Raw genomic sequence first — 24,250 nt, forward strand, 5'->3', positions numbered from 1 at the left:
ACAGGCTTAACCTTCAGTCATTCCGGCGCGCGCATCGCGCCTTTTTCATCCACTGTCGGTTGATAACAAAACGGGAGCCTGCCCCATGGCTGAAATCCTTTCGCTGCACGACGCGGTGAAGCAATTCGTAAACGACGGCGATACCGTCGCGCTCGAAGGCTTTACCCATCTGATCCCTACGGCGGCGGGTCATGAAATCATTCGTCAGGGCAAGAAAGACCTGACGCTGGTGCGCATGACCCCGGACTTGATCTACGACCAGTTGATCGGCGCCGGTTGTGCTCGCAAATTGATTTTCTCCTGGGGCGGCAACCCGGGTGTGGGTTCGCTGCACCGTCTGCGTGATGCCGTCGAGAAACAGTGGCCGCATCCGCTGGAGATCGAAGAGCACAGCCACGCCGACCTGGCCAATGCCTACGTCGCTGGCGCTTCCGGCCTACCGTTCGCGGTGCTGCGGGCCTACGCCGGTTCCGACCTGCCAAAGGTCAATCCACTGATCAAGACCGTCACCTGCCCGTTCACCGGTGAAGTGTTGGCGGCGGTGCCGTCGGTGCGTCCGGACATCACCGTGATTCACGCGCAGAAAGCCGACCGCAAAGGCAACGTGCTGCTGTGGGGCATTCTCGGGGTGCAGAAAGAAGCCGCACTGGCCGCCAAGCGTTGCATCGTCACCGTCGAAGAAATCGTCGACGACCTCAATGCCCCGATGAACTCCTGCGTCCTGCCGACTTGGGCCTTGAGCGCGGTTTGCCTCGTCCCTGGCGGCGCGCATCCGTCCTACGCCCACGGTTACAACGAGCGTGACAACCGCTTCTACCAGGCCTGGGACCCGATTGCCCGCGACCGTGAAACCTTCACCGCGTGGATCAACGAATACATCCACGGCTGCGCTGACTTCAGCGAGTTCCAGGCCAAGCTGGCCGCTGCTTCGGAGGCCAAGTAATGACTTACACCACCAATGAAATGATGACCGTCGCCGCCGCTCGCCGTTTGAAGAACGGTTCGGTGTGCTTCGTCGGCATCGGCTTGCCGTCGAAAGCGGCCAACCTGGCGCGCCTGACGTCGTCGCCGGATGTGGTCCTGATCTACGAATCGGGTCCGATCGGCGCCAAGCCAAGCGTATTGCCGCTGTCGATTGGTGACGGTGAGCTGGCGGAAACCGCCGACACCGTGGTCCCGACCGGTGAGATTTTTCGCTATTGGTTGCAGGGCGGGCGCATCGATGTCGGTTTCCTCGGCGCTGCGCAAGTCGACCGTTTCGGCAACATCAACACCACCGTGGTCGGCGATTACCACGCGCCGAAGGTGCGCCTGCCGGGTGCCGGTGGCGCGCCGGAGATTGCCGGTTCGGCCAAAAGTGTACTGATCATCCTCAAGCAGTCAGCGCGCTCTTTCGTCGACAAGCTCGACTTCATTACCTCGGTCGGCCATGGCGAGGGCGGCGATTCGCGCAAGCGTCTGGGTCTGCCGGGCGCAGGGCCAGTCGGCATCATTACCGACCTGTGCATCATGGAACCGGAAGCCGGCACCCATGAATTTGTGGTCACCGCGTTGCACCCTGGCGTGACCCGTGAGCAAGTGGTTGCCGCCACCGGTTGGCCGATTCGTTTCGCTGACACGGTTGAAAACACCGCCGAGCCGACCGAAGTCGAATTGAAGGCGCTGCGGGATCTTGAAGCCCGCACCGCCGCCGCTCATGGCCAAGCACCCGGAGAAGCCTGATGCGTGACGTTTATATCTGCGACGCCATTCGCACCCCCATCGGCCGTTTCGGCGGTGGTCTGTCGGCCGTTCGCGCGGACGACCTGGCCGCCGTGCCGATCAAGGCGCTGATGGAACGCAACCCGTCGGTGGACTGGACGGCAGTGGACGAGGTGTTCCTCGGCTGCGCCAACCAGGCCGGTGAAGACAACCGTAACGTGGCGCGCATGGCGCTGCTGCTGGCCGGGCTGCCGGAAAGCATTCCCGGTGTCACGCTCAATCGCCTGTGCGCGTCGGGCATGGACGCCATCGGCACGGCGTTCCGCGCCATCGCCAGCGGTGAAATGGAGCTGGCGATTGCCGGCGGCGTCGAGTCGATGTCCCGCGCACCGTTCGTGATGGGCAAGGCCGATGCCGCGTTCTCGCGCAACATGAAGCTGGAAGACACCACCATTGGCTGGCGTTTCATCAACCCGTTGATGAAAGCGCAATACGGTGTGGATGCGATGCCGCAGACCGCCGACAACGTGGCCGACGATTACCAAGTCTCCCGCGAAGACCAGGACGCTTTCGCGCTGCGCAGCCAGCAGCGCACCGCCGCCGCGCAAGCTGCCGGATTTTTCGCTGAAGAAATCGTCGAAGTGCGAGTTGCGCACAAGAAGGGTGAAACGGTCGTGACGCAGGATGAACATCCTCGTGGCGATACCACACTAGAGATGTTGGCCAAACTCAAACCAGTCAACGGCCCCGACAAAACCGTCACCGCCGGTAATGCTTCGGGCGTCAACGACGGTGCGGCGGCGTTGATTCTGGCCTCGGCCGAAGCCGTGAAAAAACACGGCCTCACCGCCCGCGCTAAAGTGCTGGGTATGGCGAGCGCCGGTGTCGCCCCACGGGTGATGGGCATCGGCCCGGTCCCGGCGGTGCGCAAACTGACTGAGCGTCTCGGCGTGGCGGTCAGCGATTTCGACGTGATCGAACTCAACGAGGCCTTCGCCAGCCAAGGCTTGGCGGTGCTGCGCGAACTGGGCATCGCCGACGACGCGGCTCAGGTCAACCCGAACGGTGGCGCCATTGCCTTGGGCCATCCGCTGGGCATGAGCGGTGCGCGCCTGGTCCTGACCGCGTTGCATCAATTGGAAAAAACCGGCGGCAAGAAAGGCCTGGCGACCATGTGCGTCGGCGTCGGCCAGGGTCTGGCCCTGGCGATCGAACGCGTCTGACACGCCGCGTCGACAAATAAGAACAGAGGAAAGCGCAATGACTGACAAGCCTGGTTATCGTCGTCCGCAGGAAGGCACTCAGCCGGAATACCTGCACCCGACGTATCAATCCACCAACCTTCGCTCGCCGTCCAAACCGTTGGTGTTTCTGCCCCATTCGCTGTCGGAAATCACCGGTCCTACCATCGGTGCCGAACGCGTCAACGAGAAGGACAACGACCTGACCGTTCAGCACAAGGGCGAGCCGCTGGGTGAACGCATCATCATTCACGGCCGTGTGCTTGATGAAAACGGTCTGCCGGTGCCGGGGATTCTGGTGGAGATCTGGCAGGCCAACGCCGCCGGTCGCTACAACCATGCCCGCGACCTGCACGACGCGCCGCTGGACCCGAACTTCACCGGCACCGGCCGCACCGTGACCGATGCCGATGGCTGGTATCAATTCCAGACCATCAAGCCTGGCGCCTATCCATGGGGCAACCACCACAACGCGTGGCGCCCGGCGCACATCCATTTCTCGTTGTTCGGGCCGAGCATTCTGACGCGGCTGGTCACGCAGATGTATTTCCCGGGCGACCCGCTGCTGGCCTACGACCCGATCTACAACTGCGTGCCGGACACCAGCGCCAAAGAGCGCTTGATCGCCACGTTCGATCTGGAAAAAACCGTCCCTTCCTACGCCCTCGGTTATCGCTGGGACATCGTCTTGCGCGGCCGCGACGCCACGCCGATGGAGAAATAAGATGACGCTGAACGCGACCACGTCCCACACCGTCGGGCCGTATTACCACATCGGCTTGACCTGGCTGAACCGCGAAGACCTGACTGTCGAACAAACCCTTGGCGAGCGCGTGGCGATCACCGGGCAAGTCATCGATGGCAACGGCGATGTCGTCAACGACGCGATGCTGGAAGTCTGGCAGGCCAACGCGGCCGGCAAGTACGACCATCCGGAAGACGATCAGGACAAACCGCTGGACCCGAACTTCGAAGGCTTTGGACGGGTGCCGGTGGACGCCGAAGGGCGTTTCCGTTTCACCACGATCAAGCCGGGCACGGTTGAAGGCCTGAAAGGCTCGACCCAGGCGCCGCACCTGGTGGTGCTGGTGTTTGCCCGCGGGTTGGTGAAGCATTTGCTGACGCGGATTTACTTTGAGGGTGAAGCGGCGAATGTGTCGGATCCGTTGCTGGAGTGCGTACCGGCCGAGCGTCGCGGTACGTTGCTGGCGAAGCAGGATGCGTCCGGTGTTTATCAGTGGAATGTGATCCTGCAAGGCACTGATGCCGAGACGGTGTTCTTCGACTACTGATCGAACACTGTTCCCCTGTGGGAGCGAGCCTGCTCGCGATCGCGGAGTGTCATTCAGCATTGATGGCACTGATACACCGCTATCGCGAGCAGGCTCACTCCTACAGGGGGCAGTATTGCCATCTGGGGAACAGGACTGTTGCGAAGTGTGTCTAGACTCTCACTGTCCCCATTGAGTGAAAAACAATGACAACGACTGCTGCTTCAACAGAACACTACACCGGCGAAGAGCGCAGCAAGCGTATCTTCGCCATTGTCGGCGCCTCGTCCGGCAATCTCGTGGAATGGTTCGACTTCTACGTCTACGCCTTTTGCGCGATCTATTTCGCCCCGGCCTTTTTCCCCTCCGACAACCCCACGGTGCAGTTGGTCAACACCGCCGGCGTGTTCGCCGCCGGGTTCCTGATGCGCCCCATCGGCGGCTGGATTTTCGGCCGGGTGGCGGACAAGCACGGGCGCAAGAACTCGATGATGATCTCGATTCTGATGATGTGCTTCGGTTCGTTGTTGATCGCTTTCCTGCCGACCTACAAGGACATCGGCGTCTGGGCGCCAGTCTTGTTGCTGTTCGCGCGTTTGATTCAAGGGTTGTCGGTGGGCGGCGAGTACGGCACCACCGCGACCTACATGAGTGAAGTCGCGCTCAAGGGCCAGCGAGGCTTTTTCGCCTCGTTCCAGTACGTGACGCTGATTGGCGGACAATTGCTGGCGGTGTCGCTGGTGGTGATCCTGCAACAGTTCCTCAGTGAAGATGAGCTGCGTGCCTACGGCTGGCGGATTCCGTTTGTGGTCGGTGCGGCGGCCGCGTTGATTTCGCTGTTCCTGCGCCGTTCGCTGAAAGAAACCAGCAGCAAGGAAATGCGCGAAAACAAGGACGCCGGCAGTATCGCAGCGCTGTTCCGCGACCATAAAGCCGCGTTCATTACCGTGCTCGGTTACACCGCCGGTGGCTCGCTGATTTTCTACACCTTCACCACGTACATGCAGAAATACCTGGTGAACACCGCCGGCATGCAGGCCAAGACCGCCAGCTACATCATGACCGGCGCGCTGTTCCTTTATATGTGCATGCAGCCGTTGTTCGGCATGCTCGCCGACAAGATCGGCCGGCGTAATTCGATGCTCTGGTTTGGCGCCCTCGGGACCTTGTGCACCGTGCCGATTCTGTTGAGCCTGAAAAGTGTCAGCAGTCCGTTCCTGGCCTTTGTGCTGATTACCGTGGCGCTGGCGATCGTGAGTTTCTACACCTCGATCAGTGGCTTGGTGAAAGCCGAGATGTTCCCGCCGGAAGTGCGCGCCCTCGGCGTTGGCCTTGCCTACGCGGTGGCCAATGCGATCTTCGGTGGTTCGGCGGAATACGTGGCCCTGAGCCTGAAAGCCGTGGGCATGGAAAACTCCTTCTACTGGTACGTTACGGTGATGATGGCGGTGGCCTTCCTGTTCAGTTTGCGTCTGCCGAAGCAGGCGAAGTATTTGCACCACGACCTCTGATCTTTCCGCGCGGGCCTGACGGGCCCGCGCCTTCAAGGACTGTTTATGAACGATCGACCGGGCAATCAATTGTTCGATGCCTATTTCACTGCCCGCGATATGCGTGAGGTGTTCTGCGATCAGGGCCGCGTGCAGGCCATGCTCGACTTCGAAGCCGCGCTGGCCCGGGCCGAGGCGCGTGTCGGGTTGATCCCGCAAACCGCTGTCGCTTCGATTGAAGCGGCGTGTCAGGCCGGGCATTACGACTTCGCCGCCCTCGGCGAGGCGATTGCCACGGCGGGCAACTCCGCCATTCCATTGGTCAAGGCGTTGGGTAAACAGATCGCGGCCAGCGATGCCGAAGCCGAGCGCTATGTGCATTTGGGCGCGACCAGCCAGGATGTGATGGACACCGGTCTGGTGTTGCAACTGCGTCAGGCACTGGCCCTGATCGAAAGCGATCTAGCGCAACTGGGCGACACCCTCGCCACTCAAGCCAAGCGTTATGTCGCCACGCCGTTGGCCGGACGCACCTGGTTGCAGCACGCCACACCGGTCACCCTCGGCATGAAAATCGCCGGTTGGCTGGGCGCGGTGACCCGCAGCCGTCAGCGCTTGCAGGAGCTCAAACCGCGGCTGCTGGTGCTGCAATTCGGCGGTGCTTCGGGAACCCTGGCCGCCCTCGGCGCGCAAGCGATGCCGATTGCCGAAGCGCTGGCCGGCGAGTTGCAACTGAGCTTGCCGGATCAGCCTTGGCACACCCAACGTGATCGTCTGGTGGAGTTCGGTTCGGTACTGGGATTGATCGCCGGCAGCCTCGGCAAACTCGGTCGCGACATCAGTCTGTTGATGCAAACCGAGGCGGGCGAAGTGTTCGAACCCTCGGCGCCGGGCAAGGGCGGCTCTTCGACCATGCCGCACAAGCGCAACCCGGTGGGCGCAGCGGTGCTGATCGGTGCGGCGACTCGGGTTCCCGGTTTGCTCTCGACGCTCTTCAGCGCCATGCCGCAGGAACACGAGCGCAGCCTCGGTCTATGGCATGCCGAATGGGAAACCCTGCCGGAGATTTGCTGCCTGGTGTCCGGCAGCCTCAAGCAAGCCTTGCTGGTGGCGCAGGGGCTGGAAGTGGATGCGGCTCGCATGGCGCGCAACCTCGATTTGACTCAAGGCCTGGTGCTGGCCGAAGCGGTGAGCATCGTCCTCGCCCAACGGGTCGGCCGCGACACCGCGCATCATCTGCTGGAACGCTGCTGCAAACGTGCGGTGGCTGAACAGCGGCATCTGCGCGCCGTCCTGGGTGACGAGCCGCAAGTGACCGCTGAGCTTTCGGCGGCTGAACTCGATCATTTGCTGGACCCCGCCCATTATCTCGGCCAGGCACAGACCTGGGTCGAGCGGGCGGTGGCTGAACATTCTGCGTTGACTGCCTGAAGGAGATTGCTGTGGCTTTCGTACAACTCGCCGAGGGCGAACTGCATTACCAATTGGATGGCCCGAAAGATGCGCCGGTACTGGTGCTGTCCAACTCGCTGGGCACCGACCTGCACATGTGGGACGCGCAGATGGCGGCGTTCACCGAACATTTCCGGGTGCTGCGTTTCGACACCCGTGGCCACGGTCAATCGCTGGTGACGCCGGGGCCGTACAGCATCGAGCAACTGGGCCGCGACGTCCTGGCACTGCTGGACGCGTTGCACATTGAGCGTGCGCATTTCTGCGGATTGTCCATGGGCGGTTTGATCGGCCAATGGCTGGGAATCAACGCCGCTGATCGACTGAACAAACTGGTGGTGTGCAACACCGCGGCGAAAATCGGCGATCCGTCGATCTGGAATCCACGCATTGAAACGGTTCTGCGTGACGGTCCGGCCGCGATGGTTGCACTGCGTGATGCCTCGATTGCGCGCTGGTTTACTCCGGATTTTGCTGCCGCCAATCCGTCTGCCGCGAAGCGAATCACCGACATGCTCGCCGCTACGTCGCCTGAAGGCTATGCAGCCAATTGCGCAGCCGTGCGGGATGCCGATTTCCGTGATCAGTTGTCGTCGATCAAGGCGCCGCTGCTGGTGATCGCCGGCACCGAAGACGCAGTGACTCCGCCGTCCGGCGGGCACTTCATTCAAGAGCACGTGCCGGGCGCCGAATACGCCGAGTTCTATGCCGCGCATTTGTCCAACGTCCAGGCCGGCGCTGCGTTCAGCGCGCGGGTGTTGGCGTTTTTGTCAGCTTAATAAGGGGATGGTTGTGGACGAAAAACAACGTTACGACGAGGGCATGAAAGTCCGTCGCGCAGTACTCGGCGACGCTCACGTCGACCGCAGCCTGACCACCCTGACCGAGTTCAACTCGGAATTTCAGGAGATGATCACCCGCCACGCCTGGGGTGATATCTGGACCCGCCTGGGCCTGCCGCGCCATACCCGCAGCCTGATCACCATTGCCATGCTGATCGGCATGAACCGCAACGAAGAACTGAAACTGCACCTGCGCGCCGCCGCCAACAACGGCGTGACCCGTGGCGAGATCAAGGAAGTGATCATGCAGAGCGCGATCTACTGCGGCATCCCGGCGGCGAATGCGACGTTCCATTTGGCGGAGTCGGTTTGGGATGAGTTGGGGGTTGAGTCTCGGGAGTAAAATTCGCTTTTTTTGGGGTCAGTGCTGACGCCTTCGCGAGCAAGCCCGCTCCCACATTTAGACCGCATTCTCCCTGGGAGAACTCGTTCAACTGTGGGAGCGAGCCTGCTCGCGATAGCGATGCCATGGCTTACACAGTAGCCACAATGAAAACCCGCTTGAACGGAAACAACGTGTGCCCATCCCCCTCCCGCGGATATTGCGCATGCACCCGCATCATGAAGTGATAGATGAACCTCGCCTGTTCGTCATCCTTCAATCCCTGCATTACCTCCCTTAACGCCGACACCTTGATCCAGTCATAAATCGGCGACTTGCCGTCAACCACCTGTAGCTGCTCGGTTTCCCAGATATCCAGCGTGGCACAGAGCGGCGCCAGCAATCGGTAGTAGTCCTCCAACGACAACAGTGGCCGCCGGGCCATGGTTTCGCGCAACTGCGGTGTGCCCAACGGCTGACCGTTGTGGCCGCCATCGTCGAGGGTTTCGAGCATCAGCTGATACCAAGGCGCATCCCGCCAGTCAGGCATGTGCGCCGCCAGACAACCGCCCGGGTCGAGGTGTTTGAGCAATCGGGGCAACAACCTTTGATGATCGTCGATGAAGTGCAGTACGGCGGCGGCAAACAGTAGGTCGGCAGGGTGTTCAGGCTGCCAGTTTTGCAGGTCGCACTGCTTCCAGTGGGCCCTGATCGGCAAGGCTCTGGCCTCCTCGAGCATTTGCTCCGAACTGTCGATACCCATCAAGTGCGCGCGGGGCCAGCGCTTGGCCAGCACCTGAGTCGCAATGCCGGTGCCGCAACCCAGGTCGTAGATGCGCTTCGGGTTTTTGATGTCGACACGGTCGAGCAATTCGTTGACGGGGCGTTGCCTGAGGCGGGAAAACTGCTGGTATGCCTTGGCGTCCCAGTCGCTTTGGACGGGAGCTGATTGCAGTGGGGTGATCATGAGGTGGTCCTCTGGTGATCAAGGCGTGTCTTCCGATGACAACCTGGTTCAAGTCTTGCGGACCAACATCAACAGATAACGGAAGTGAGGAGGGTTGGAATTCACCTGAGTCCTGCCAGGTTTTGTCACTGTAATTGACCGTCGCCAAAGCGCCAGCCAGCCTGACCGGCGGCGCTCCCACATGTTTGGTCCGTGTTTACATCAGGCTGATCGGATAGCTGACGATCAACCGGTTCTCGTCGAATTCGTTGTTGCTGAAGTCGCGGCGGATGGTCGAGTTGCGCCATTTGACGTTGAAGTCCTTTAGCACGCCGCTTTGCACGGTGTAGCCCAGTTCCGATTCGCGGCCCCATTCCTTACCGTCCGTGATAGTGCCGGTGTGCACGTTGTCGCCGCTGATGTAGCGGTTCATCAAGGTCAGCCCCGGAATGCCGAGGGCGACGAAGTTGTAGTCGTGACGGACTTGCCAGGATTTTTCCTGCGCGTTGTCGTAACTGGCGTTGTAGCTGTCGTTGGCCAGGGTGCCGCCGCTGGTGCCGTTGACGCGCATCCAGGCGCTGTCGCCCGTGAGTTTTTGCAGGCCGACGTAGAAGGTGTTGCCGCCGTATTTGGCCGAGAACAGGCCGGACCAGGTCTTGTTGTCGAGATCGCCGGCGCGGGCGCTGCCGTCATCCTTGCCGTAGAAAAACCCGAGGTTGGCGCCCAGGGTCCAGTCGCCCAGTGGCTGGCTGTGGATCAGGTTGACGAATTGCTGGCTGTAGATGTCCTTCAGTTCGGCGTTCCACAGGCCGATCTGGGTGCGTTTGTCGTTGAAGGCGTATTCAGCGCCCTCGAAGTTGAAACGGTCGGAGGTGAAGGCCGGTTTTCCGTTCATCGACATGTCGCTCATGCTGCTGTCATCGCGCGGGCTGTTGGCGCGGAACTGGCCGCCGTAGAGCGTCAGGCCGGCGATTTCCTTCGAAGTGATCTGGCCGCCTCGGAAGGTTTGCGGCAGGGAACGCCCGTCGTCCGAACGCAGGATCGGCAGCACCGGCATCCATTCACCGACCTTGACTTCGGTCTGGGACAGCTTGGCCTTGAACGCGACGTTGGTGCGGCCGAAGTTGTCCGCCGGGCGTCCGTCATGGTCCAGCGGCAGCAACTGCGTACCGCCGGTGCCTTTGCCGCCGTCGAGCTTCACCGAATACAACCCCAACACGTCCATACCGAAACCGACAGTGCCCTGGGTGAAGCCGGATTTGGCGTCGAGGATGAAGCTTTGTGTCCACTCTTCAGCCTTGCCCTGGGCCTTGGTCGGGTTGGTGAAGTTGCGGTTGATGTAGAAGTTGCGCAGGTTCAGGTTGACCTTGGCGCCGTCGACAAAACCCGCTTCCTCGGCCTGGGCGGGCAGGGCTGTGCCGGCCACTGCAATGGCCAGAAGGCCGGGGAAGAAATACTGCGCGGTGGAAGGCGTCATGGGCTCGGGTCTCTCTAATTGTTGGGGATGAAGCGGGGTGATGCCGCAACCCTGGGTTGCAGACAAAAGTGTTGATCGATTGAAAAAAACGCAGCGGAATCAGCCGGACAGGGCAGGGCGCGGGGGCATGAGGGTGAACCTGATGTTGTTGGTCTTGTGCGAGGGATGGTGCGGGGAATGGACTGGATGGTTCAATTGGCGAAAGCGGGTTTTGGGCGATTATCGAACGTAAGATTGGCGAGGATATGTGTTGTCTGTGGCGGCCCCTTCGCGAGCAAGCCCGCTCCCACATTTGACCGCATTCTTTCTGGATGGCCCCGATTAAATGTGGGAGCGAGCCTGCTCGCGAAGGGGCCAGTGAACACACCACCACTTTTCCCGCCCCCAACAAAAAGCCCACCAAAAGGTGGGCTTCATTGTTTTCACAGCGCTATCAGAACATCTTCATCTTCGGCGCTTCTTCTTTCAGCGGCTCGACCTTGGCGGTCTGCTGATTCCAGCCACCACCCAGTGCCTTGTACAGATTGACCGCGCTGACCAACTGCGCCAGACGGTCAGTGATCAACACTTGTTGCGCGTTGAACAGCTGACGCTGGGCATCGAGGAAGGTCAGGTTGCTGTCGACACCAATGCGGTAACGACGCTCGGCCAGGCGGTAGTACTCCTGGTTGGCGGTGACGTTGTCACGCTGCGCCTGCAACTGATGGGTGTAGGTCTCGCGGGCGGCCAGGCCGTCGGCGACTTCCTGGAAGGCCGTTTGAATGGACTTCTCGTAGTTCGCCACGCCGATGTCTTTCTGGATTTTCGAGTAATCCAGGCTGGCGCTCAGGGCGCCGGCGTTGAAGATCGGCAGGTTGATCTGCGGCGAGAACAGCCAGGTGCCCGAACCGCCCTTGAACAGGCCGGACAAGTCCGGGCTCAGGGTGCCGGCATTGGCTGTCAGGCTGATGCTCGGGAAGAACGCAGCCCGTGCCGCGCCGATGTTGGCGTTGGCAGCCTTGAGGTTGTATTCGGCCTGGAGGATGTCCGGACGACGTTGCAGCAAGTCCGATGGCAGACCGGCGGGCACCTCGCTCAGCAAATCGTCAGACAGCGGTTTGGCGGCTTGCAGGTTGGCCGGGATACCGGTGCCGAGCAGGAGCACCAGGCTGTTTTCATCCTGAGCGACCTGGCGGGTGTATTTCGCCAGTTGAACCCGGGCGGTTTCCACCGAGGTGCGCGACTGGGCGAGGTCCAGCGCCGAGGCTACACCGACTTCGGCACTGCGCGAGGTGAGCTTGTAGCTCTCCTCGAACGCACCGAGGGTGTCCTGGGTCACTTTCAGCAGTTCCTTGTCGGCTTGCCAGGCCAGGTAAGCGTTGGCCACGCTGGCCACCAGGCTGAGCTGCGTGCTGCGCCGACCTTCTTCAGTGGCGAAGTATTGCTGCAGCGCTTCTTCACTCAGGCTGCGAACCCGACCGAACAGGTCGAGTTCGTAGGCGCTGATGCCGACCGTGGCCGAGTAGGAACTGCTGATGCCCGCCTGACCGGTCTGCGAAGCATCAGCCGGAACGCGTTGGCGGCTGCCGGTGCCGTTGGCCGACACGGCCGGGTACAGGTCGGCACGCTGGATGCGGTATTGAGCCGCAAAAGCGTCGATGTTCAAGGCCGCGACACGCAGGTCACGGTTGTTTTCCAGTGCGACCTGGATCAACTGTTGCAGGGCCGGGTCATGGAAAAACTGCTTCCAGCCTTGCTCTGCTGCCGCCTGGCCAGGCGCCTGGGCGGGCGAATACGCCGGGCCCTGCGGGTATTGGGCTGCCACCGGTGCCGCAGGTTGCTGATAATCAGGTATCAGCGAGCAACCACCGAGCACAAACGCGGCAACGGCTAGGGAGAGTAGCGACTTGCTCATTGGCCAGCCTCTTTAGGAGTTTCAGTGGCGTCATCCTGGTCGACTTTTTTGCGCTGACCGATGGACGACACAGTGACGAAGAACAGTGGGACCCAGAAGATCGCCAGAACGGTGGCGGTGATCATACCGCCAATCACCCCGGTGCCGATGGCATGCTGGCTGCCCGAACCTGCTCCGGTGGAAATCGCCAGGGGTACCACGCCCAGGACGAAGGCGAGCGAGGTCATGATGATCGGTCGCAGACGCATCCGGCAGGCTTCAATCGCCGCATCGCGCAAGCTACGCCCTTGTTCATGCAGTTCCTTTGCAAATTCGACAATCAAAATGGCGTTTTTCGCCGCCAGGCCGATGGTCGTCAACAGGCCCACCTGGAAGTACACGTCGTTGGACAGGCCACGCAGGCTGGTCGCCATCAGTGCACCGATGATCCCCAGCGGCACCACCAGCATCACCGCAATCGGGATCGACCAGCTTTCATACAGCGCCGCCAGACACAGGAACACCATCAGCAGCGACAGGGCGTACAGCGCTGGCGCTTGGGAACCGGACAACCGTTCCTCGTACGACAGGCCAGTCCAGGAAATACCGACACCCGCCGGCAGTTTCGCGGCAATGGCTTCGACTTCGGCCATGGCTTCACCGGTGGAGTAGCCCGGCGCCGGGGAACCGAGGATTTCCATCGCTTCCACGCCGTTGTAACGGGCCAGCTTCGGCGAGCCGTAAATCCATTCACCCTTGGCAAACGCCGAGAACGGAACCATGGTGCCGGCGCTGTTGCGCACATACCATTTCTTCAAGTCTTCGGGGCTCATACGCGAGCCGGGCTGACCTTGTACGTACACCTTTTTCACTCGACCACGGTCGATGAAGTCGTTGACGTAGCTACTGCCCAGCGCGATCGACAGGGTGTTGTTGATGTCGGCGATGGTAATGCCCAGGGCACTGGCCTTCTCGTCGTCGATTTCCAGCTGGTACTGCGGTTCGTCGTTCAGGCCGTTCGGGCGCACTTGCGTCAGAATCTTGCTCTGCGCGGCCATGCCGAGGAACTGGTTGCGTGCTTGCATCAGTTTCTCGTGACCGATACCGGCGCGGTCCTGAAGGAACACGTCGAAACCGGTGGCGTTACCCAGTTCCAGCACCGCCGGTGGCGCAAAGGCAAACACCATGGCATCACGGAAGGTGAAGAAGTGCTGTTGGGCACGGGCCGCCACCTTGAACACGTTGTTGTCGGCGTTACGTTCGTCCCAGGGGCGAAGCATGATGAACGCCATACCCGAGCTCTGGCCACGACCGGCGAAGTTGAAGCCGGTCACGGTAAACACCGAATTCACCGCATCGCCTTCACCGCCATCCTTGCCTGGACGCAGCAGGAATTCACGCATCTCGTCCACGACCACCTGGGTCCGCTGGGCCGTTGAACCGGCCGGCGTCTGCACCTGGGCGAACAGTACGCCCTGGTCTTCTTCCGGCAGGAACGCCGTCGGAATACGGGTGAACAGCCAGATCATGCCGACAATGATGAGGAGATAGGCCAACAGGTACGGCGCCTTGCGCGAGAGCATGCTGCCCACGCCGCGCTCATAGCTTCTTACGCCACGGTCGAAATTACGGTTGAACCAGCCGAAGAAACCACGCTTGGGTGTGCCGTGCTCACCCTTCGGAATGGCCTTGAGCATGGTGGCGCAGAGCGCCGGGGTGAAGATCAGTGCAACCAGTACCGACAAGGCCATGGCCGAGACGATGGTGATCGAGAACTGCTTGTAGATCACGCCGGTGGAGCCGCTGAAGAATGCCATGGGCAGCAGAACCGCCGACAGCACCATGGCGATACCGACCAGTGCACCCTGGATCTGCCCCATGGATTTCTTGGTGGCCTCCTTGGGTGACAGGCCTTCTTCACTCATGACCCGTTCGACGTTTTCCACCACGACGATGGCGTCGTCCACCAGCAAGCCGATGGCCAGGACCATACCGAACATGGTCAGGGTGTTGATGCTGAAACCGGCGGCCGCGAGGATGCCGAATGTACCCAGCAGTACCACCGGCACGGTCATCGTGGTGATGATGGTGGCGCGGAAGTTTTGCAGGAACAGGAACATCACCAGGAACACCAGCACGACGGCTTCGACCAAGGTGTGAACCACGCCTTTGATCGACTCGGTCACCACCGGGGTGGTGTCGTACGGGAATACCACTTCCATCCCTTGCGGGAAGAACGGCTTGAGGTCGTCGATGGTCTTGCGCAGGGCTGTGGCGGTATCCAGGGCGTTGGCGCCCGTGGCCAGCTTCACGGCCAGGCCGGACGCCGGAGCGCCGTTGAACTGGGCGTTGATGCTGTAGTTTTCACCGCCCAAACCGACGTCGGCGACATCTTTCAAGCGAACCTGAGAGCCGTCCTTATTGACCTTGAGCAGGATTTTATTGAACTGCTCAGCGGTCTGCAGACGGGTCTTGCCGATGATCGTGGCGTTCAGTTGCGTGCCGGGCAGGGCCGGCAAACCACCGAGTTGACCGGACGAGACCTGCACGTTTTGCGCGGCGATGGCGGCTTTGACGTCAACCGGGGTCAGGTTGAAGTTGTTCAACTTGGCCGGGTCGAGCCAGATACGCATGGCGTACTGGGAACCGAACACCTGGAAGTCACCGACGCCGGCGGTTCGCGAGATCGGGTCCTGCATGTTCGACACGATGTAGTTGGACAGGTCGTCCTTGGTCATGCTGCCGTCACGCGAGACCACGCCGATCACCAACAGGAAGTTTTTCACTGCCTTGGTCACGCGGATACCTTGCTGCTGCACTTCTTGCGGCAGCAGCGGGGTGGCCAGGTTCAGCTTGTTCTGGACCTGAACCTGCGCGGTATCGGAGTTGGTGCCTTGCTCGAAGGTCGCGGTGATGGTCATGGTGCCGTCGGAGTTACTTTCCGAGGACACATAACGCAAGTGGTCGATGCCGTTGAGCTGTTGCTCGATCACCTGCACCACGGTGTCCTGTACCGTTTGTGCCGAAGCACCTGGGTAGGCCACAGAGATGGCGATCGCCGGAGGCGCAATGCTCGGGTATTGGTTGATCGGCAGCTTGAGGATCGATAGTGCCCCGACCAGCATGATCACCAGGGCAATTACCCAGGCGAAAATCGGACGGTCGATAAAAAATTTCGACATGGTTTACTCCCCTTTGCCGCTGGAAGCCTTATCAGCTGCCTGTGCGGGGGCCGGGTTCTTTACGCCAACGTTAGTCGCTTCACTGGCCTTGACTTCGATGCCAGGTTTGACGAATTGCAGCCCTTCGGTGATCAGGCGATCGCCTGCCTTCAGGCCGTCCTCGATCAGCCATTGGCTGCCTACAGTGCGGCTGGCCTTGAGCTGACGCAGCTCGACCTTGTTGTCAGGACCGACGACCAGTGCAGTCGGCGTGCCTTTCAGGTCACGGGTCACGCCTTGTTGTGGCGCCAGAATCGCTGCTGCGTTCACCCCGGACTGCAACTGGGCGTGCACGAACATGCCTGGCAGCAGGGTGTGTTCCGGGTTCGGGAACACGGCGCGCAGGGTCACGGAACCGGTGGTCTGGTCAACCGAGACTTCGGAGAATTCGAGCTTGCCGTCCAGCTTGTACTGGCTGCCGTCTTCGAGGGTCAGTTTGACCGTCGCCGCGTTGTCGCCAGCCTTTTGCAGGCGACCGCTTTCCAGTTCGCGGCGCAGTTGCAGCAATTCCACCGAGGACTGCGTCACGTCGACGTAGATCGGGTCGATTTGCTGGATCACCGCCATTGGATCGGCCTGGCCACTGGTGACCAGCGCGCCTTCAGTCACGTTGGAGCGACCGATTCGACCGGTCAGCGGCGCGTAGACCTTGGTGTAGCGCACGTTGATCTGGGCGGTTTGCAGGGCGGCTTCCGATTGCATCCGGTTGGCCACAGCCGTGTCGTATTCCTGACGGCTGACGGCTTGTTCGTTGACCAATTGCTTGTAGCGGTCGGAGATCGACTTGGTCTGTTGCAGGTTGGCTTCGGCACTTTTCAGGGTGGCGTCATACACCGACGAATCGATCTGATAGAGCTGTTGGCCAAGCTTGACGTCGCCGCCTTCCTTGAACATGCGCTTGAGAATGATGCCGTTCACCTGAGGACGCACTTCGGCGATGCGGTACGCGCTGGTACGGCCCGGCAGGTCGGAGGTCAGCGTAAACGTTTGCGGTTGCAGGGTAACGACGCCGACCTGAGGAGGCGGTGCGGCTGGTGCCGCTTCTTCCTTTTTGCATCCGCTGAGCAGCGATGCCAAGGCGACGGCAGTGACCAGAGCGGTAACAGCTGGCTTGAATTGCATGAAAATCCTCGGGTCAGGCGCGCAAGGTGCGCACTAGAAAGGTGGAAGGGTAAAAATAGGGTGCTGAGTGGATAAGTAGCTTGCTAAGGAATATACTTACGTTCATGGTTGTTTGTAAACACCTTGGCTGCGTACCCACTTCGCTACAAAAGCCGTTCGAAGGTTTGAATTCTAAGACGGGGACGGCGCCCAAGAGCGAACGCTCCACTTTTATTCAGCTGATGTTCAGACATCACTGAAGCATCCTGATTGAGGTTTTACTGCCATGGTCCGTCGCACCAAAGAGGAAGCTCAAGAAACCCGCGCCCAGATTCTCGAAGCGGCAGAGAAAGCCTTTTATGAAAGGGGCGTGGCGCGCACGACACTGGCGGACATCGCGACCCTGGCCGGCGTGACTCGCGGTGCCATCTACTGGCATTTCAGCAACAAGGCCGATCTGGTGCAGGCCATGCTGGATACCTTGCATGAGCCACTGGATGAGATGGCCCGGGCCAGCGAAAGCGAAGAGGAACTTGATCCGCTCGGCTGCATGCGAAAGCTTCTGATTCATTTGTTTCATCAAGTTGCACTGGACCCGAAAACCCGACGCATTAATGAGATTTTGTTTCATAAGTGCGAATTCACCGATGAAATGTGCGATCTGCGCCAACAGCGCCTGACGGCCAGCCTCGATTGCAATGTGCGAATCGGCCTGGCCCTGCGTAATGCCGTGAATCGGGGGCAAATGCCCGAAGACCTCGACACGGCGCGCGCGGCCATCAGCCTGCACGCGTACATCGATGGCATTCTGTACCAGTGGCTGCTGGCCCCCGACAGCTTTCAATTGCACGCCGAAGCCGAGCGTTGGGTCGAGACCGGGCTGGACATGCTGCGCTTGAGCCCAAGCCTGCGCAAATGAAACAAAATGCGTAATTGGCTTCGCCCGTGTCAACTTTTGGGGCGGGTGCCGATTCCATGGGGTGCTTTTATATACGGACGCTCGCCAGGATGACAGGTAGCGAGCTACGTATTTTGTAGGAATTTTGTGTCCAGGGTGTGAACATGGGTGATCACGCCACCTTAAAAACCAAAAAGCCCCGGCTCTCACGAGTCGGGGCTTTTTGCATTTCAGAGACTGATGCTTACAGCGCCGGGTAGTCGATGTAGCCGACCGGGCCTTTGGCGTAGAACAGTTCTGGACGTGCTTCGTTCAGCGGCGCATCGGCCTTCAAACGTGCCGGCAAGTCCGGGTTGGCAATGAACGGTACGCCGAAGGCGACCGCATCGGCCTTGCCGCTGGCCAGCCAAGCGTTGGCGCTGTCCTTGGTGAAGCGTTCGTTGGCGATGTACGGGCCGCCGAAGGCTTCTTTCAGTTGTGGGCCAAGGCTGTCGCCGGCTTCTTTCTCGCGGGAGCAGATGAACGCGATGCCACGCTTGCCCAGTTCGCGAGCGACGTAGGTGAAGGTTTCGGCCAGGTTGTCGTCGCCCATGTCATGGGAGTCAGCGCGCGGTGCCAGGTGCACACCGACGCGACCGGCGCCCCAGACTTCGATGGCTGCGTCGGTCACTTCCAGCAGCAGGCGTGCACGGTTTTCCAGGGAACCACCGTAGTTGTCGGTGCGCTGGTTGGTGCTGCTTTGCAGGAACTGGTCGAGCAGGTAACCGTTGGCGCCGTGGATTTCCACGCCGTCAAAACCGGCAGCCTTGGCGTTCTCGGCACCGGTGCGGTAAGCGTCGATGATGTCGGCGATTTCAGCGGTTTCCAGGGCACGCGGCGTTGGATAGTCGGCCAACGGGCGAACCAGGCTGACGTGACCTTTAGGCTGGATGGCGCTCGGTGCGACCGGCGCTTCGCCGTTCAGGTACGAGGTGTGGGACACCCGGCCGACGTGCCACAGTTGCAGGAAGATCTTGCCGCCCGCGCCATGGATCGCTTTGGTCACGTTTGCCCAGCCACGGACCTGGTCGTTGGACCAGATGCCCGGGGTGTCCGGGTAGCCGACACCCATTGGCGTGACCGAAGTGGCCTCGCTGAGGATCAGGCCGGCGGACGCGCGCTGGACGTAGTACTCGGCCATCAGTGCGTTCGGAACGCGGCCTTCGTCGGCGCGGCAACGGGTCAGCGGCGCCATGATGATGCGGTTGGCCAACTCGATGTCGCCCAGTTTGATCGGATCGAAAATAGTCGTCATGAAAGCACCCTCGTGAGGTTTAAGTGGATTAGTGAGTCGCTGGAGCCAGTTCGGGATTGCCGCTCTGGCGGAAAGTAATCAGGGTCACCAGCAGGGCGAGTACCGCCAGTGCGGCAGCCGCGAGAGGCACGCTGGTCAGGCCGAAGCCGTGGGCGATGACGCTGCCGCCGACCCAGGCACCGAGTGCGTTGCCGATGTTGAAAGCGCCGATGTTCAGGGTCGACACCAGGTTCGGTGCCGCTTTGCCAAAGGTCACCACGTTGACTTGCAGGGCCGGCACGGCGGCAAAACACGCTGTGGCCCAGAGGAACAGGGTGATTTCGGTCGGGATCAGCGCGACGCTGGTCCACGTCAGTACGGTGGAGATCACGGCCATGCTGATGAACACGCCGATCAACGTCGCGGCCATGCCTTTGTCCGCCAGTTTGCCGCCGATGATGTTGCCGACGGTCAGGCCCAGGCCGATGAGCATCAGGGTCCAGGTCACGCCACGTGGCGAGACACCGGTGACTTCGCCCAGCAGCGGCGCGACGTAAGTGAACAGGGTGAAGACCGAAGCGGCGAACAGCGCAGTCATGCTCAGGGACAACCAGATCCCGGCGCCCTTGAGTGCGGCCAGTTCGGCGCGCATGTCGAGTTTTTCTTCATCGCGCTTGGCCGGCAGGAAGCGGATCAGGCCAATCAGGGCGATCACACCAATCACGGTCACGGCCCAGAAGGTCGAGCGCCAGCCAGCCTGTTGGCCGAGCGCGGTGCCCAGTGGTACGCCGAGCACGTTGGCCAGGGTCAGGCCGGTGAACATCAAGGCCACGGCCGAAGCGCGTTTGTTGGCCGGCACCAGGCCTGCCGCCACCACCGAACCGATACCGAAGAAGGCACCGTGGCAGAGGGCCGTGACGACGCGGGCAAACATCAACACGTTGTAGTCACTGGCGAGGGCGCAGAGCAAGTTGCCGATGATGAAGATCCCCATCAACGCCACCAGTGCGGCCTTGCGCGGCAGTCGGGCGGTGGCCAGCGCCATGAACGGAGCGCCGATGGCCACGCCCAGGGCGTAACCGGTGACCAACCAGCCAGCGCCGGGGATCGACACACCGAGGTCCGCGGCCACATCGGGCAGCAGGCCCATGATGACGAACTCGGTGGTGCCGATGGCGAAGGCACTCAAGGCCAGTATGAGAAGCGAGAGGGGCATTGTTGATTCCTTGTCGGCTGACTGACGTTAAGGGTCAGAGCTCTTTACTGAAGGTCTTGAGGAATTCCTGGATGGTTTCCTCATTACGTTTGAAAAAATGCCACTGGCCGACTTTGCGGCTGCTGATCAGGCCGGCGCGTTGCAGGGTCGCCAGGTGCGCGGACACCGTGGACTGCGACAAACCGCAACGTTGATCGATCTGCCCGGCACAAACGCCGTGCTCGTTGCTGTGGGACTGGTCCGGGAATTCGACGTCGGGGTCTTTGAGCCAGTGCAGGATTTCTCGCCGTACTGGGTGTGCCAGGGCTTTTATTATTTCGTCGAGATTAATGGTCATTGGGGTGAGCTCGTGATGGTTAAAACGCTATATCGCGATGAAGCGAACTTTAGATCGGTATTTCGCGATATACAAATATGATTTGGCTCTGAGCCGCTAACAATTCGGTATATCGGGTTATAACGATACGTGGGGTGTAAAGATCCAAAGGCGCAATGCTAAGCTGCGCCCATGAACTATCTCGCACATCTTCACCTTGGTGGCCAGCGTCCCGGCCAATGGCTCGGCAGTCTCTATGGCGATTTCGTCAAAGGACGGCTGCAAGGGCAATTCGCGCCGGAGATCGAGGCGGCCATCCAGTTGCATCGCAGCATCGACGTATTTACCGACCGCCATCCGTTGGTGGATATTGCGTTGTCGCGGTTTTCCACGACACGCCGGCGTTACGCCGGGATCGTGCTCGACGTGTTTTTCGACCACTGCCTGGCACGGGACTGGACCCTGTACGCCGACCGGCCACTGGAACTGTTCACGACGGATGTGTACCGGGTGCTGTCGGCCGAGCCGCAGTTGCCGGAGCGGTTGGCGAGAATCGCGCCGCACATGGTGGCGAATGACTGGTTGGGGTCGTATCAGGAGTTCGAGGTGCTGGAGCAGGTGCTGCGGGGGATTTCGCGACGGTTGACCCGGCCGGAGGAACTGGCGGGGGCGATGCAGGAATTGCGGGTGTTGTACGAACCGTTGAGCGAGGATTTCAGGTTGTTCTATCCGCAGCTCCAGACCTTCGCCCAAAACTACCCAACACCCTAAAACCAATGTGGGAGCGGGCTTGCTCGCGAAAGCGGCGTGTCATTCAACATTGATGTCGACTGATGTACCGCTTTCGCGAGCAAGCCCGCTCCCACATTAGACATGTGTTTATGCGGCGATTGCGGGACGCATTGGCGCTTCCTGCTTTTCCGGAATCGCCCCAAACAACGCTTTCTGCACCGCTTGCTGCGCTTCGAACGCCAGCGCCGCACGTTCGCGACCTTCGCAAGCAATCGGCTTGAGCAGATGAATCTCCACATCCCCCCGGTCATTGGCAAACAAGCGCATCAAGTGCGACAGCAGATCATCATCGCCAATGAACGGTGCCAGGGTATCGAGCTGACCGTCACGCAGGTAACGAATCGCCACCGGTTGCAGTTGCACCTCTGAATCAATCGCCGCCGACAGCAAGCGACCATGGAAGGTACGCAACGAACGGCCATCGGTGGTGGTGCCTTCCGGGAACATCAGCAGCGGATGCTCCTGTTCGAGGTGGCGGGTCATTTGTTTGCGGATCAGCTGACTGTCACCCGACCCGCGACGGATAAACAGACTGCCGGCCTTGGCCGCCAACCAACCCGCCACCGGCCAGGTGCGCACTTCGGCCTTGGACAGGAACGACATTGGCGTCAGCATGCCCAGCAGCGGGATGTCGGTCCAGGACACGTGATTGCTGACCCAGAGCATCGGTTGCTTGGGCAGTTCACCCTGAACGGTGACCTGGAAGGGCAGGGCATTGCTCAACCGCGCCATGAAAAACCGTGACCAGCGCTGGCGGCGGACCATCGAGTGGGCGATGCCCATGCGCTCGAACAGCCCAAACACACTGGCCATGGTCAATCCCAGAGCGACCACCACCAATACTCGCGCAATCCGCGCGTACACCCGCAACCGACTCATCACATGGCCGCCTTGAAGTGCTTGGCGTAACGCGGGCAGAGCTCGTCGCGCTTGAGCAGGATGAACACGTCGGCCACCTGGAAATCTTCGTCCCAGCACGGCTCGCCGCAAATCTTCGCGCCGAGGCGCATGTAGGCCTTGAGCAGCGGCGGCATTTCGGCGATCACGTTGGAGGGGATATCCAGGGTCGGCAGCGGATTTCTCGGTTCGGCGCGCAGGTGTTCGGTGCACAGGTAGCGTTCGCGCAGGCGCTGCATGATCGCGTGGGCCTGAATGCCGCCGTCCTGCATCGGGATGCTCGCGCAGCCCATCAAATAGCTGTAGCCGCCCTCATTCAGTACTTCGGCCAGTTCACCCCAGAGTACGGCGATGGTGCCGCCGTTGCGGTAGGCCGGGTCGACGCAGGTGCGACCGATTTCCAGGATCGGGCCTTTGAGGTGCACCAGGCCGTGCAGGCTGAATTCTTCTTCGCTGTAGAACTTGCCCAGGCTGCTGGCCGCCGTGTGGTCGAGCAAACGGGTGGTCGCCACCAGGCGCCCGGTGTTCAAGTCACGCACGCCGATGTGGGCGCAATGAACATCATAGTCATCCATGTCCAGACCCAGCTCAGCGCCCTTCAGCTTGGCGTTGAACTCGCCGCTGAATACGTTGAAGCGCAAGGCCTGGGCTTCCTGCAAGGCTTGGCTGCCGATCAGGCGTTCGGCTTGCAGGCGGCGGTCGTTGCCGGTGTCGCGGATGCGGGCGATCTGAGTCATGGCGATTCTCCGTGCGGGCTGCTCACCCGTCTTGGGTTACAGCGGATCGACTTTCTTTATGCAGCCGTTTTGTGCAAGGTCAGGCTATGTAGCCCCGGTGTCATCGCCATTAAGCTTTGGTGATGCTTATATGACAGCCCACGAGGAGCCTCTTATGCCCTGGCAAAACCTGTTGAATCGCCACGAACGCCTGCCCGCCAACCCGGATCTGGCGGAAGGTTTCGTGACCTTGTTGCACCAGTTGGGCACGGTGACGCCGTTTGAACTGGCCGTGGCTGGCGGGCGTTTGATGGCCACGCCGGGGCTGGCGTTTCTGGTGGGGTATCAGGCAGCGTTGCGCATGCTCTGGCCGAGCGCGCCGTTGAGCCTCGGCGCGCTGTGTGCGACCGAGCAACGCAGCCTGCGACCGGCGGACATGCAAACCCGTCTCACCGATTTGCGCCTGAGCGGGCGCAAGGATTTCGTCACCGCCGGTGATGCCGCCGAATGGCTGTTGATCGCTGCCCGCAGTGAAGCGCCCGGCGAGGCAGTAAGCCTGAGCCTGGCGGTGGTCTATCCCGATGAACCGGGCGTGCGCCTGGAAAAGCTGCCGGCAATCGCGCTGATGCCGGACATCAGTCATGGCCGGTTGTTTCTCGACAATGCCCAGTGCGAGTTGTTGGCGGGGGATGGTTGGGATGCCTACGTCAAACCGTTCCGCACCCTTGAAGATGTTTACGTATTGAGCGCGATGACGGCGTGGCTGTATGGCATTGGCCAGGACAGTGACTGGGCGCAAGCGTTGCAGTTGCGGTTACTGGCGTTGTTGGCCGGGTGCGCGGAAGTCAGCCGCCAGGCGCCGAACAATGCGGCCGGGCATGTGTTACTGGGTGGGTTGTTTGCGCAGTTCGAGGGGCTCAAGGTCGAGATCGATCAGGCGCTGGCCGATGGGCCGCCGCATTGGGCGGCGATGTGGCAGCGGGATCAGGCGGTGATGGCGTTGGCGGCGGGGGCCAGAGGTAAGCGGTTGGCCAAGGCATTTGCAGTGAATTGAAGGGCCCCATCGCGAGCAGGCTCACTCCTACAGGGGAATGCATTTCAAACTGTAGGAGTGAGCCTGCTCGCGATGGGGCCAGTATGGGCAACACAAATCCCAAAACTGTCATCAACCTCAACTACGCTCTGCCAGTTGACCCCTCCGAGCC

The 24,250-nt window shown here is 60.9% G+C and carries 22 protein-coding genes; 12 read left to right on the forward strand and 10 right to left on the reverse strand.

Annotation, left to right across the window (positions count from 1 at the left end; genetic code table 11):
* Nucleotides 1–85 precede the first annotated feature (85 nt).
* The 9 genes from BK660_RS14155 to pcaC all read left to right on the forward strand — a co-directional run bounded on the left by BK660_RS14155 (nucleotide 86) and on the right by pcaC (nucleotide 8,340).
* Nucleotides 86–943, forward strand: a complete 858-nt coding sequence (locus BK660_RS14155) for a CoA transferase subunit A (RefSeq protein WP_123433790.1) — start codon at nucleotides 86–88, stop codon at nucleotides 941–943.
* Nucleotides 943–1,722 carry a CoA-transferase subunit beta gene (locus tag BK660_RS14160; RefSeq protein WP_123433791.1) on the forward strand — a complete coding sequence of 260 codons (780 nt, stop codon included), beginning with the start codon at nucleotides 943–945 and terminating at the stop codon, nucleotides 1,720–1,722. Before BK660_RS14155 ends, BK660_RS14160 begins: the two co-directional genes overlap by 1 nt.
* Entirely contained in the window at nucleotides 1,719–2,924 is a 1,206-nt protein-coding gene (pcaF, locus tag BK660_RS14165; protein WP_185045123.1) for a 3-oxoadipyl-CoA thiolase, read from the forward strand. Before BK660_RS14160 ends, pcaF begins: the two co-directional genes overlap by 4 nt.
* Before the next feature lie 37 nt (nucleotides 2,925–2,961).
* The gene (gene pcaH, locus BK660_RS14170; protein ID WP_123433793.1) at nucleotides 2,962–3,666 is read left to right on the forward strand and encodes a protocatechuate 3,4-dioxygenase subunit beta; all 705 of its coding nucleotides are present in this window, start codon (nucleotides 2,962–2,964) and stop codon (nucleotides 3,664–3,666) included.
* A 1-nt stretch (nucleotide 3,667) separates the two neighbouring features.
* The gene (gene pcaG / locus BK660_RS14175; protein ID WP_123433794.1) at nucleotides 3,668–4,234 is read left to right on the forward strand and encodes a protocatechuate 3,4-dioxygenase subunit alpha; all 567 of its coding nucleotides are present in this window, start codon (nucleotides 3,668–3,670) and stop codon (nucleotides 4,232–4,234) included.
* Nucleotides 4,235–4,419: 185 nt separating this feature from the next.
* Nucleotides 4,420–5,724: an MFS family transporter gene (locus BK660_RS14180; RefSeq protein ID WP_123433795.1), complete on the forward strand. Its 1,305-nt coding sequence runs from the start codon at nucleotides 4,420–4,422 to the stop codon at nucleotides 5,722–5,724.
* Between the two features lie 45 nt (nucleotides 5,725–5,769).
* Entirely contained in the window at nucleotides 5,770–7,134 is a 1,365-nt protein-coding gene (locus BK660_RS14185) for a 3-carboxy-cis,cis-muconate cycloisomerase (RefSeq protein WP_123433796.1), read from the forward strand.
* Nucleotides 7,135–7,145: 11 nt separating this feature from the next.
* Nucleotides 7,146–7,934 carry a 3-oxoadipate enol-lactonase gene (gene pcaD / locus BK660_RS14190; RefSeq protein ID WP_123433797.1) on the forward strand — a complete coding sequence of 263 codons (789 nt, stop codon included), beginning with the start codon at nucleotides 7,146–7,148 and terminating at the stop codon, nucleotides 7,932–7,934.
* Nucleotides 7,935–7,947: 13 nt separating this feature from the next.
* Nucleotides 7,948–8,340 (forward strand): 4-carboxymuconolactone decarboxylase, encoded by a 393-nt coding sequence (gene pcaC / locus BK660_RS14195; RefSeq protein ID WP_123434609.1) that lies wholly within the window; start codon nucleotides 7,948–7,950, stop codon nucleotides 8,338–8,340.
* A 130-nt stretch (nucleotides 8,341–8,470) separates the two neighbouring features.
* Here the strand turns inward: pcaC and BK660_RS14200 are convergent, their stop codons facing one another.
* The 5 genes from BK660_RS14200 to emhA all read right to left on the reverse strand — a co-directional run bounded on the left by BK660_RS14200 (nucleotide 8,471) and on the right by emhA (nucleotide 16,958).
* On the reverse strand, nucleotides 8,471–9,286 hold the full coding sequence (locus tag BK660_RS14200; protein WP_123433798.1) for a methyltransferase domain-containing protein: 816 nt from the start codon (nucleotides 9,284–9,286) through the stop codon (nucleotides 8,471–8,473).
* A gap of 196 nt (nucleotides 9,287–9,482) precedes the next feature.
* The gene (locus BK660_RS14205; protein WP_123433799.1) at nucleotides 9,483–10,742 is read right to left on the reverse strand and encodes an OprD family porin; all 1,260 of its coding nucleotides are present in this window, start codon (nucleotides 10,740–10,742) and stop codon (nucleotides 9,483–9,485) included.
* Nucleotides 10,743–11,175: 433 nt separating this feature from the next.
* Nucleotides 11,176–12,636: an efflux RND transporter outer membrane subunit EmhC gene (emhC, locus tag BK660_RS14210; protein WP_123433800.1), complete on the reverse strand. Its 1,461-nt coding sequence runs from the start codon at nucleotides 12,634–12,636 to the stop codon at nucleotides 11,176–11,178.
* The gene (gene emhB, locus BK660_RS14215) at nucleotides 12,633–15,797 is read right to left on the reverse strand and encodes an efflux RND transporter permease subunit EmhB (RefSeq protein ID WP_123433801.1); all 3,165 of its coding nucleotides are present in this window, start codon (nucleotides 15,795–15,797) and stop codon (nucleotides 12,633–12,635) included. The genes emhC and emhB overlap by 4 nt, the downstream gene beginning before the upstream one ends.
* A gap of 3 nt (nucleotides 15,798–15,800) precedes the next feature.
* The gene (gene emhA, locus BK660_RS14220; RefSeq protein WP_123433802.1) at nucleotides 15,801–16,958 is read right to left on the reverse strand and encodes an efflux RND transporter periplasmic adaptor subunit EmhA; all 1,158 of its coding nucleotides are present in this window, start codon (nucleotides 16,956–16,958) and stop codon (nucleotides 15,801–15,803) included.
* A gap of 265 nt (nucleotides 16,959–17,223) precedes the next feature.
* Here emhA and emhR point away from each other — a divergent pair, with 265 nt between their 5' ends.
* Entirely contained in the window at nucleotides 17,224–17,856 is a 633-nt protein-coding gene (gene emhR / locus BK660_RS14225) for an efflux system transcriptional repressor EmhR (protein ID WP_123433803.1), read from the forward strand.
* A 223-nt stretch (nucleotides 17,857–18,079) separates the two neighbouring features.
* On the opposite strand, the gene BK660_RS14230 is transcribed toward emhR, so the two are convergent.
* Genes BK660_RS14230 through BK660_RS14240 form a run of 3 tightly spaced genes read right to left on the reverse strand, consistent with a single transcriptional unit; the run spans nucleotide 18,080 to nucleotide 20,661 of the window.
* Nucleotides 18,080–19,129, reverse strand: a complete 1,050-nt coding sequence (locus BK660_RS14230) for an alkene reductase (RefSeq protein ID WP_027925598.1) — start codon at nucleotides 19,127–19,129, stop codon at nucleotides 18,080–18,082.
* A gap of 28 nt (nucleotides 19,130–19,157) precedes the next feature.
* Nucleotides 19,158–20,324: an MFS transporter gene (locus tag BK660_RS14235; RefSeq protein WP_123433804.1), complete on the reverse strand. Its 1,167-nt coding sequence runs from the start codon at nucleotides 20,322–20,324 to the stop codon at nucleotides 19,158–19,160.
* 34 nt (nucleotides 20,325–20,358) lie between these two features.
* A complete protein-coding gene (locus tag BK660_RS14240; RefSeq protein ID WP_110966785.1) occupies nucleotides 20,359–20,661 on the reverse strand; it encodes an ArsR/SmtB family transcription factor in 303 nt (100 codons plus the stop codon).
* Nucleotides 20,662–20,832: 171 nt separating this feature from the next.
* On the opposite strand from BK660_RS14240, the gene BK660_RS14245 reads away from it, so the two are divergent.
* Complete coding sequence (locus BK660_RS14245; RefSeq protein ID WP_123433805.1) at nucleotides 20,833–21,411, forward strand: acyl carrier protein phosphodiesterase; 579 nt, start codon at nucleotides 20,833–20,835, stop codon at nucleotides 21,409–21,411.
* Nucleotides 21,412–21,519: 108 nt separating this feature from the next.
* Here BK660_RS14245 and BK660_RS14250 read toward each other — a convergent pair whose 3' ends face one another.
* Together BK660_RS14250 and olsB are read right to left on the reverse strand one after the other, a co-directional pair.
* Nucleotides 21,520–22,311 carry a lysophospholipid acyltransferase family protein gene (locus BK660_RS14250; protein ID WP_123433806.1) on the reverse strand — a complete coding sequence of 264 codons (792 nt, stop codon included), beginning with the start codon at nucleotides 22,309–22,311 and terminating at the stop codon, nucleotides 21,520–21,522.
* The gene (gene olsB / locus BK660_RS14255) at nucleotides 22,311–23,066 is read right to left on the reverse strand and encodes an L-ornithine N(alpha)-acyltransferase (RefSeq protein ID WP_123433807.1); all 756 of its coding nucleotides are present in this window, start codon (nucleotides 23,064–23,066) and stop codon (nucleotides 22,311–22,313) included. The genes BK660_RS14250 and olsB overlap by 1 nt, the downstream gene beginning before the upstream one ends.
* Before the next feature lie 154 nt (nucleotides 23,067–23,220).
* Here olsB and BK660_RS14260 point away from each other — a divergent pair, with 154 nt between their 5' ends.
* Nucleotides 23,221–24,099 (forward strand): acyl-CoA dehydrogenase middle domain-containing protein, encoded by an 879-nt coding sequence (locus tag BK660_RS14260; RefSeq protein ID WP_123433808.1) that lies wholly within the window; start codon nucleotides 23,221–23,223, stop codon nucleotides 24,097–24,099.
* The last annotated feature ends 151 nt before the right edge of the window (nucleotides 24,100–24,250 follow it).

Source organism: Pseudomonas brassicacearum, from assembly GCF_003732265.1.
Classification (GTDB): Bacteria; Pseudomonadota; Gammaproteobacteria; order Pseudomonadales; family Pseudomonadaceae; genus Aquipseudomonas; species Aquipseudomonas brassicacearum_D.